Source organism: uncultured Cetobacterium sp., from assembly GCF_947072685.1.
Classification (GTDB): Bacteria; Fusobacteriota; Fusobacteriia; order Fusobacteriales; family Fusobacteriaceae; genus Cetobacterium_A.
Genome location: NZ_CAMTIK010000038.1, coordinates 1 through 10528, shown reverse-complemented (window position 1 = coordinate 10528; position 10528 = coordinate 1). Strand labels below are relative to the sequence as shown.

The following is a 10528-nucleotide window of genomic DNA, read 5'->3' as shown; positions in this document are numbered from 1 at the left end:
GCCCTCTGGGAGGATAGGAAGTTGCCAATCTTTTTTTTATTTTTTGTAAAATTATGTTATAATCTATTTATAAAAACTAATAGTATAGAGGGGTGTTTTATGAAAAATATTCTAGTAACAGGTGGAGCAGGGTATATAGGAAGTCATGCGGTTGTAGAGTTATTAGATTCTGGATACAATGTTATAGTTTTAGATAATTTAGAAAATGGATTTTTAGATTTGGTAGATAAAAGAGCCAAATTTTATAAGGGTGATATAAGAGACATAGAAAGTTTTGAAGGTGTTTTTGTAGATAATAAAGTAGATGCAATTATGAATTTTGCAGGATATATAAAAGTTGGTGAAAGTGTAGTTGAACCAAATAAGTATTATTTAAATAATACTTATGGTGTAATGAATATAATACAGGTAATGAAAAAATATAATGTAAAAAATATTGTGTTTTCTTCTACTGCTGCAGTTTATGGAGATGTAGAATGTGAAGGATTAGTCTATGAGGACTATCCAACAAATCCAATAAATCCGTATGGAGCAAGTAAGCTAATGGCTGAAAGAGTTATAATTGACGCTTCTAAAGCTCACGGTATAAACTATTCAATATTTAGATATTTTAATGTGGGAGGAGCTCACGAAAAATACCAAATAGGACAAAAAGGTGAAGGAGTAACAGCATTAATTCCAATAATTTTACAAACAGCTAAAGGTGAACGAGAAGAGTTGAGCATATATGGAAACAACTATCCTACAGAAGACGGAACAGGAATAAGAGATTATATACATGTTGTGGATTTAGTAAAAGCACATGTATCAGCATTACCGGTATTGAATAAAGATATAAGTGGTATATATAATTTAGGGAACGGGACTGGATTTTCTGTGTTAGAGATGCTAAGTTCTGCTAAAAAAGTGACGGGGAAGGATATAAAATTTAAATTTGTGGATAGAAGAGCTGGAGACCCAGCATCGGTAGTTGCATCTAGTAAAAAAGCTGAAGAAGTATTAGGTTGGAAACCGGAGTATACGGATGTGGATAGAATAATTAGCTCCGCTTGGAATTGGTATAAAAAATTATAAAAAAGGAGCAAATATGGATTTTTTGAAGAGATTATTTTCTAAAAAAAAAGATGCTGAAGTGAATATTACTGAAACTGAAAATTGTGGTTGTAAAAGTTGTGAGAATGAAAAAAACGGTGACTATTTAAAAAAAATATGTTTAGAATTAGAAACTATTCCATGTGAACCTAATCCATATTTTAATGTTGCAAATGAAAGCGCTAAATTTTTTGAAGAGTTTGAATTAAGAATGACAACAATTCATAGAATGTTTAATATAAATGAAAAATTTTTAAAAGAGTATCAAAAAATGTCAAAAGAATCTTTAACTCTGACTAAAGAAAACAAAAATGAGTTTTCAAAATATAGTAAGTGTTATTTTATAAATAATAACGCCTTTAAAGAGATTTCAAATATGAGTAATCTTTTAAATATATTTACAGTTTTTGAAGTTTTATTAAAGAGTGTTGTAAAAGATTTAGCTTATGATAAAAATATAGAGTTAGAGGAAGTTCAAAATAAGAATATGTCATATTTGAATAGCTATATAATGTTTTTAGAAGGAACATTAAAAGATGAATTTTTTTTAGATGACAATGAAAGAAATTTTATTGGAATAGTAAGAAAGATTAGAAATGATTATTTACATGATTATATGACTGAAATTCCAGAATCAATGGAAAAAGAGATTGTAAAAATATTTGAATTAAGAATAGGGAAAAGAATAGTTGTAGACGAATATTTCATAGATAACACTTCAAAAATATTTGGAAATATAGCTAAAAGACTTGAAAAATCTTATTGGGAATATAAAAATAAAGTTTTTACTAAATAAATATATCTAAAAAAAGGGGGGAGGAATGTTAGTTATAGTAAGGGGAGGCGGAGATATAGCAACTGGAATTATTCATAGACTTTTTATAAGTGGATTTAAAATTTTGGTCTTAGAAACAGAAAATCCTAGTGCTATCAGAAGAACGGTTTCATTTTCAGAATGTATTTATAGAGGAAGACAAGAGGTTGAAGGAGTAGTAGCTCGCAAAATTATGTCGATAGAGGAAGCTAATGAGTGCTGGGAAAAATTTGAGATTCCAATTATTGTAGATTCTGAGGGAAGATATATTGAAAAGTTAAAACCGAATATATTGATAGATTCTATATTAGCTAAAAAAAATTTGGGAACAACTTTGAATATGGCACCTATAACAATAGGGTTGGGACCTGGATTTGAAGCAGGAAAAGATGTAGATCTTGTAATAGAAACTATGAGAGGCCACAATTTAGGAAAGGTTATCTCAGAAGGTAAAGCTTCTCAAAATACTGGAATTCCTGGAGAAATAGCAGGGTTTTCAAAAGAAAGAGTAATTTATTCTTCAAATGAAGGGTTTTTTACAGGTTATAAAAAAATTGGTGATTTTGTAGAGATAAATCAGATAATAGGAGACATAGATGGTTATCCAGTAAAAGCAACTATAACTGGACTTTTAAGGGGAGTTATATCGGATGGTTATTTTGTAAAAAAAACTTTAAAAATTGCGGATATAGATCCTAGAGGAACAGAGTATGAAAATTGCTTCACCATATCTGATAAGGCGAGAACATTAGGTGGAGCTGTTTTGGAAAGCATTCTAAAAAAAACAATTGAGGTGGAAAGAAAAAATGGACTTATGTATTTTAGAAAAAACTTTACAATTGGTTAAATTAGGAAAAAAAGTTGCGCTAGTTATTCTTACTAAGTCAAGTGGATCTACACCAAGAAAAGAAGGAACAGCAATGAGTGTTTGGGATGAAAGTTTTATAGGAACTATTGGCGGTGGAATGGTAGAACATAAAGTGATAGAGCTAGCTAGAAAAAGTTTAAATATGAATCAGAATCAGTCTTTTTCTTTTGATTTAAATAAGGAAGCTGAATTAGGAATGAGCTGTGGTGGAAGTGTGGAAGGATATATAAAAATTGTAAGACCTAAAAATAGAGTTGTTATACTTGGAGCAGGTCACATAGGGAAAAGTTTATATCAAATTTTAGAAGGCTCTGATTTTGAAACAATTATAATTGACGATAGAGAAGAGTATAAAAATTTAATTCCAAATCTAAAAATAGGTAATTATAACGAGATTTTAAAAAATATATCTGAAAATGAAAACACATATTTTGTGATAGTGACTAGGGGGCATGAAACTGATTCGCAATCATTGAAAGCAATATTAGAAAAAAAATCTAGATATATAGGAATGGTAGGAAGTAAAAAAAAGATTGTTGAAATAAGAAATGATTTTAAAAGATTAGGATTGTTAATTCCAGAAGAAAAATTTTACTCGCCAGTGGGATTAAAACTTTCAGATGGAACACCTTATGAAATCGCAGTAGAAATTTTAGCTGAGATATTGAGTATAAAAAATGATGGTGAGTTGAGACATAGGAGGAGTTATTAGTGTTAACACATTTCAATAAAGATGGAAAGGCCATAATGGTCGATGTAACAGAAAAAAACGAAACAAAACGAGAGGCTGTAACTTCTGGAAAAATTTTTATGAACTTTGAGACTTTTCAAAAAATAAAAGAAGGAACCATTGAAAAAGGAGATGTCTTGGGTGTAGCAAGAATAGCGGGGATAATGGCAGCTAAAAAAACTAGTGATTTAATTCCAATGTGCCATCCACTTTTTATAACTGGAGTTGATATAGAGTTTTTTCTAAATGAGGCGAGCCTTATGGTTGAAGTGAGGGCGATTGTAAAAACACAAGGAAAGACAGGAGTAGAAATGGAAGCGCTAACAGCAGTAACCACTTCGCTATTAACAATATATGATATGTGTAAAGCTATGGATAAATCTATGATGATTACTGACATAAAACTTTGTAAAAAAACCGGTGGAAAATCTGGTGAATTTATAAATGAATAGTTTTTTATCTATTTTTTCGTATTTAAGTTTTTTACTTATATTCGGTGTGATACTTAAAAGTAGAGTAAAATTATTTCAAGAACTATTTATTCCTTCATCAGTAATAGGTGGTTTTTTAGGATTAATTTTGGGGCCATATTTTGTGGGCAATTATTTTGAAATAATTCCGATAGATTGGCAAAATGATATAAGTGCTCTACCAGGAATATTGATAATCCCAATTATAATTTCTGTGCCGCTGGGATTAAATTTTGAGAACAAAAAAAAATCTATAAAAACTGTTATTAATATGGGTGGAATTCTATTTGTAATAACTTTTGTTCAATTGTTGTTGGGATATCTATTTGCTTTTTTTTATAAATATTTTTTTAATAAAAATATTTATTCAGGATTTGGAGCCGAACTAAATGCAGGATTTGCAGGAGGGCATGGGACTTCGGGATTAATTTCTAGAACTTTAAAAGAGTTAGGAAGTCAATATTGGAATTTAGCTCAGGGAATAACTGTGACAATGGCAACAATAGGGCTAGTCTTTGGAATATTGTTTGGAATATATCAAATAAACAGAGGGAGCAAAAAGGGTAAAACCAAGATTATAAAAGACGCTTTAGAGCTTCCTATAGAGTTGAAAAAAGGATATTGTAAAAATTTATTGAAGCAAGAATCTATAGGAAGAGAAACGATGTTTAGTACATCGATAGATACTTTAGCATTTCATTTAGCTTTAGTGATGAGTGTTTGTGGGATATCACAGCTAACTTTAGGAATTTTTAAAAGATATAATATTCCTATTATTTCAAAACTTTCATTATGGTCATATGGAATGTTAGTTATGTTTATATTTTGGAGTATAATGAAAAAAATGAAATTGGATTGGAGTATTGACTCTAAAGTTAGAGGGAAGATAACAGGAACATTGACAGAATTTGCAGTTGTTGCAGCTATTTCAACTATTCCTTTAAAAGCTGTTTCAACCTATTTTTTTTCTATTATTGTAATATGTTCAGTGGGATTATTTTTAACATGGAAAATTATTTTAACATTGAGCAGACGATATTTTGATGAAGATTTTTACTTTGAAAGAGCTTTAGCCATGTTTGGAACATCGACAGGTGTTTTTATAACAGGGTTACTTTTATTAAGAATATGCGATCCAAAATTAGAGAGTAAAGTTCTTCAAGATTATTCATTAGGATTTACAATGACGGCTATGTTAGGACCACTACTTATAGCAACTTGTATTCAGTTAAGTTTTTTTTATGGAATTTTAATTCCTATACTAATGATGAGCTTTTTAGCTATAATAAATATCATTTTTTTAGAAATATATAATAAAAAATAAAAGAATGGAAAACAAAAATCCATTCTTTTTTATTAGAAAATTATGATATAATTAATAAAAATGAAAGAAGATTAAGGAGAATTGAAATGGCTTTATTAAATATAAATAATCTATATAAAGGGTTTTCTGGTGAAACGCTCTTTAGAGATATAACTTTTTCAATAGATGAAAAAGATAGAATTGGTATCATTGGTGTTAATGGTGCTGGAAAATCAACGCTTATAAAAATGATGATGGAACTGGAAGAAAATGATATTGATCCTAGCACAAACCTGAGAGGAAGTATTTCAAAAAAAGGGAATCTTAAAACAGGTTATCTTTCTCAAAATGTAAATCTTAATAGAGAGAATAAAATTTTTGATGAATTGATGAGCGTTTTTTCGGAATTGAAATCTGATTATGAAAGAATTCAAGAATTAAATATTCTTGTTGCAACAGATTTTCAAAACTTCGATAGTCATATGGAGGAGTTGGCAAAACTATCCAGTAAATATGAACAAGAAGAAGGGTATGCAATAGAATATAAAGTTAAACAGGTATTGATAGGATTGAGCATTCCAGAAGAGATGTGGAAGGTTAAAGTAAAGGATCTATCAGGAGGGCAACAATCAAGAGTAGCTTTAGGAAAAATATTGTTAGAAGAACCAGAATTACTTATACTTGATGAGCCGACAAATCATTTAGATTTAATTGCGATAGAGTGGTTAGAAAAATTTTTAAAAGATTATCCTAAAGCTTTTGTTGTAATCTCTCACGACAGATATTTTTTAGATAATATTGTAAATAGAGTTTTTGAAATAGAGGGAAAAACTTTAAAAGCATATAAAGGGAATTTTACAGATTATGTAATACAAAAAGAAGCTTTTTTATCTGGTGCGGTTAAATCATTTGAAAAAGAGCAGGATAAAATTAGGAAAATGGAGGAGTTTGTTAGGCGATATAAAGCTGGACAAAAATGTAAACAAGCTAGAGGAAGACAAAAGCTTTTAGATAGGATGGATAAGGCGGACAACCCTATTTTGAATGTTAGAAAGATAAAACTTAAATTTGAAACTGAAAGTGTAAGTGTCGATAAAGTTTTAACTTTAGAAAATTTAGAAATGTCTTTTGGGGAAAAGAAACTTTTTAAAAATCTTAATCTAACTCTATATAGAGGGGATAGAGTAGGGATAATTGGGAAAAATGGAGTAGGAAAGTCCACTATTTTACGGATTGTCAACGGTTTAGAAAAACAAAAATCAGGAACAGTTAATGTTGGGGAAAGAGTAAAAATTGGTTATTATGACCAAAATCATCAAGGGCTTCATATGGAAAATACAATATTGGAAGAAATTCTTAATAACTTTGTAATGAGTGATGAAGAAGCTAGAACAATAGCGGGAGGTTTTTTATTTTCAGCAGACGATGTAAATAAAAAAATAAAATCTCTTTCAGGTGGAGAAAAGGCAAGAGTTGCCTTCATGAAGTTAATATTATCAAAACCTAATTTTTTAATATTAGACGAGCCAACAAATCATTTAGATATATATTCCAGAGAAATATTAGAAGAGGCATTAGAAGGTTATGATGGAACTATATTAGTTGTATCACATGACAGATATTTTTTAGAGAGTGTTGTAAATAATATATATGAAGTTAATCAGGATGGAGCAACTCTTTTTAAAGGTGACTATGAATCATATCTATCACAAAGAGATAGTATAAAACAAAAGGATGAAAGTGCAGGTCTAAGTTACGAAGAGCAAAAAAAAAATAGAAACAAATTATCTTCATTAGAAAAAAAATATAAAAAATTAGAAGAAGATATTGAGAGGTTAGAACGTGAAAAAATAACTTTGGAACAGGACTATGAAAAAGCAGGTAAAATTAATGATGTTGGAGAATTAATAGAGCTCCAAGAAAAAATAAATTTGAAAGATTTAAAGATTTTTGAAGTTATGGAAAGCTGGGAAGAGATAGGTTCGGAGATAGATGAGATAAAAAATAGTTGTAAAAATTAAAAATTATGCTAAAATTATCTTTGACTTTTTGTAATAAAGCTATTATAATGATAAAGTTAAATATTATTTAAAAATAATAAATAAAAATTAAGAGGAAGGAGGGTAAAATGCCTACTTTAAGTCAATTAGTAAAAAAAGGAAGACAAACTCTAGAAGAGAGTAAAAAATCACCAGCACTACAAGGAAACCCACAGAGAAGAGGAGTATGTGTAAGAGTTTATACTACTACACCTAAAAAACCAAACTCAGCGTTAAGAAAGGTTGCCAGAGTAAAATTAACTAACGGAATCGAAGTTACTTCATACATCCCAGGAGAGGGACATAACTTACAGGAGCACTCAATCGTGCTAGTAAGAGGAGGAAGAACAAAAGATTTACCAGGAGTTAGATATAAAGTTATCAGAGGAGCTTTAGATACAGCTGGAGTTGCAAAGAGAAAACAATCAAGATCTAAATATGGAGCTAAAAAAGCATAATAATTAATAAGGAGGTGGACAGTAAAAAATGTCAAGAAGAAGAGCAGCAGTAAAAAGAGATGTATTACCTGATTCAAGATATTCTGATAAGGTTGTAACTAAGGTTATAAACTCATTCATGATAGATGGAAAAAAATCAATCGCTGAAGGAATTTTCTATTCTGCAATGGATTTAATAAAAGAAAAAACTGGTCAAGAGGGGTACGATATATTTAAACAAGCGTTAGAGAATATCAAACCACAGATCGAAGTTAGATCAAGAAGAATTGGTGGAGCTACATACCAAGTACCAGTAGAAGTAAGAATAGAGAGACAACAAACTTTAGCAATCAGATGGTTAACTCTTTATACAAGACAAAGAAAAGAATATGGAATGATCCAGAAAATGGCATTAGAGTTAATAGCAGCAGCTAATAACGAAGGAGCTACAATTAAGAAAAAAGAGGATACTTATAAAATGGCAGAAGCTAACAGAGCTTTCGCACATTACAAGTTCTAATTTTAGTTGTAATTTAAATTTAGGAGGATAACAAAATGGCTAGAAGCGTTTCGCTTGAAATGACTAGAAACATTGGTATCATGGCTCACATCGATGCAGGAAAAACAACTACAACAGAAAGAATATTATTCTATACTGGAGTAGCACATAAAATTGGAGAGGTTCACGAAGGTGCCGCTACAATGGACTGGATGGAGCAAGAGCAAGAAAGAGGTATCACAATTACTTCTGCTGCTACTACATGTTTTTGGAAAAATCATAGAATAAATATAATAGACACACCAGGACACGTGGACTTTACAGTTGAGGTTGAAAGATCTCTAAGAGTACTTGACGGTGCAGTTGCTGTATTCTCAGCAGTTGACGGAGTACAACCACAATCTGAAACAGTTTGGAGACAAGCTGACAAATATGGTGTACCAAGATTAGCATTCTTCAATAAGATGGACAGAACTGGAGCAGACTTTAAGATGTGTGTAAACGACATCAAAGATAAGTTAGGAGCTAACCCAGTTGCAATTCAGTTTCCAATTGGTGCTGAAGAGGACTTCGAAGGTGTTATCGATTTAATTACAATGAAAGAAATAGTATGGCCAAAAGATTCTGACAATGGACAGAACTTTGAACTTAGAGATATCAGACCTGAATTAGCTGACGAAGCAGAAGAGTTAAGAAACACTATGATCGAAGCGGTTGTAGAAACTTCTGATGAGTTAATGGAAAAATTCTTTGGTGGAGAAGAGATTTCTGAAGAAGAGATCAACACTGCATTAAGAGCAGCTACATTAGCTAACACTATCGTACCAGTAACTTGTGGAACGGCTTTCAAAAACAAAGGAATTCAAGCTTTACTTGATGCTGTAATCAATTATATGCCTGCTCCAACTGATAAAGGTATTATCAGAGGAACAGACGTTAAGAATGATGAGTTAGAAGTTACAAGAGAAATATCTGACGACTCTCCATTCGCAGCATTAGCATTTAAAGTAATGACAGATCCATTTGTAGGAAGATTAACATTCTTCAGAGTTTATTCTGGAACTTTAACAAAAGGTTCTTATGTATTAAACTCAACAAAAGGTAAGAAAGAAAGATTAGGAAGAATCCTTCAAATGCACGCAAACAAAAGAGAGGAAATCGAAGTTGTTTACTGTGGAGATATCGCAGCAGCGGTAGGATTAAAAGATACAACAACTGGAGATACACTTTGCTCTGAGAACGCACCAATGGTATTAGAGAAGATGGAATTCCCTGAGCCAGTTATATCAGTTGCTGTTGAACCTAAAACAAAAGCTGACCAAGAGAAAATGGGACTTGCTTTATCTAAACTAGCTGAAGAGGATCCTACATTCAGAGTTAAGACTGACGAAGAAACTGGTCAAGTTATCATCTCTGGAATGGGAGAACTTCACTTAGAAATCATCGTTGATAGAATGAGAAGAGAATTCAAAGTTGAATCAACAGTTGGTAAACCTCAAGTTGCTTACAGAGAAACTATTTCTATGGCTCAAGACCAAGAAGTTAAGTATGCTAAGCAATCAGGAGGAAAAGGGCAATTTGGACACGTTAAGATTACTCTTGAGCCAAACCCTGGAAAAGAATTTGAATTTGTTAATAAAATTTCAGGTGGAGTTATTCCTAGAGAATACATTCCAGCTGTAGAAAAAGGATGTAGAGAATCATTAGATGCTGGAGTAGTAGCTGGATACCCTATGGTAGACTTAAAAGTTACTCTTTATGATGGATCATACCATGAGGTTGACTCATCGGAAATGGCCTTCAAAATAGCAGGATCTATGGCTCTTAAACAAGCCGCTATAAAAGCTAAACCAATCATTCTTGAGCCAATCTTCAAAGTAGAAGTTACTACTCCAGAAGAGTACATGGGAGATATCATAGGAGATATCAACTCAAGAAGAGGAATGATCGGTGGAATGACTGATAGAAACGGAGCGAAGATCATCAACGCTAAAGTACCTTTATCAGAAATGTTTGGATATGCAACTGACTTAAGATCTAAATCTCAAGGAAGAGCAACTTATGCTATGGAATTCGAAGAGTACGCTCAGGTTCCAAGTTCAGTTCAAAAAGCAATCCAAGAGCAGAGAGGAAAATAGTAAATTTTCTAATCTTCACCTTATAAAAGTTTAAAAATATTGTGGCCGAAAGGCCACAGTAAAAATTATAAATAATATAAAATAGGAGGAAATTTCAAATGGCTAAAGAAAAATTTGAAAGAAGCAAACCGCACGTTA

Annotated in this window: 10 protein-coding genes; all 10 read left to right on the top strand. The window is 31.3% G+C overall.

The annotated features are described in order from the left end of the window. Positions 1–99: 99 nt before the first annotated feature. Complete coding sequence (gene galE / locus Q0V67_RS09970) at positions 100–1074, top strand: UDP-glucose 4-epimerase GalE (protein WP_297599201.1); 975 nt, start codon at positions 100–102, stop codon at positions 1072–1074. A gap of 13 nt (positions 1075–1087) precedes the next feature. Then, entirely contained in the window at positions 1088–1888 is an 801-nt protein-coding gene (locus tag Q0V67_RS09965; RefSeq protein ID WP_297599200.1) for a hypothetical protein, read from the top strand. Positions 1889–1913: 25 nt separating this feature from the next. After that, positions 1914–2753, top strand: coding sequence for a selenium-dependent molybdenum cofactor biosynthesis protein YqeB (yqeB, locus tag Q0V67_RS09960; protein WP_297599199.1), 840 nt, complete (start codon positions 1914–1916; stop codon positions 2751–2753). Further along, entirely contained in the window at positions 2713–3486 is a 774-nt protein-coding gene (locus Q0V67_RS09955; protein WP_297599198.1) for an XdhC family protein, read from the top strand. The genes yqeB and Q0V67_RS09955 overlap by 41 nt, the downstream gene beginning before the upstream one ends. Then, on the top strand, positions 3486–3956 hold the full coding sequence (gene moaC, locus Q0V67_RS09950) for a cyclic pyranopterin monophosphate synthase MoaC (protein ID WP_297599197.1): 471 nt from the start codon (positions 3486–3488) through the stop codon (positions 3954–3956). Before Q0V67_RS09955 ends, moaC begins: the two co-directional genes overlap by 1 nt. Next, entirely contained in the window at positions 3949–5298 is a 1350-nt protein-coding gene (locus Q0V67_RS09945; RefSeq protein WP_297599194.1) for a sodium:glutamate symporter, read from the top strand. Before moaC ends, Q0V67_RS09945 begins: the two co-directional genes overlap by 8 nt. Positions 5299–5384: 86 nt before the next feature. Then, positions 5385–7298 (top strand): ABC-F family ATP-binding cassette domain-containing protein, encoded by a 1914-nt coding sequence (locus Q0V67_RS09940; RefSeq protein ID WP_297599192.1) that lies wholly within the window; start codon positions 5385–5387, stop codon positions 7296–7298. 107 nt (positions 7299–7405) lie between these two features. Next, complete coding sequence (rpsL, locus tag Q0V67_RS09935) at positions 7406–7774, top strand: 30S ribosomal protein S12 (protein WP_023051095.1); 369 nt, start codon at positions 7406–7408, stop codon at positions 7772–7774. A 28-nt stretch (positions 7775–7802) separates the two neighbouring features. After that, positions 7803–8273 carry a 30S ribosomal protein S7 gene (gene rpsG, locus Q0V67_RS09930; RefSeq protein ID WP_297599190.1) on the top strand — a complete coding sequence of 157 codons (471 nt, stop codon included), beginning with the start codon at positions 7803–7805 and terminating at the stop codon, positions 8271–8273. A 35-nt stretch (positions 8274–8308) separates the two neighbouring features. Continuing rightward, complete coding sequence (gene fusA, locus Q0V67_RS09925) at positions 8309–10390, top strand: elongation factor G (RefSeq protein ID WP_297599188.1); 2082 nt, start codon at positions 8309–8311, stop codon at positions 10388–10390. Positions 10391–10528 lie beyond the last annotated feature (138 nt).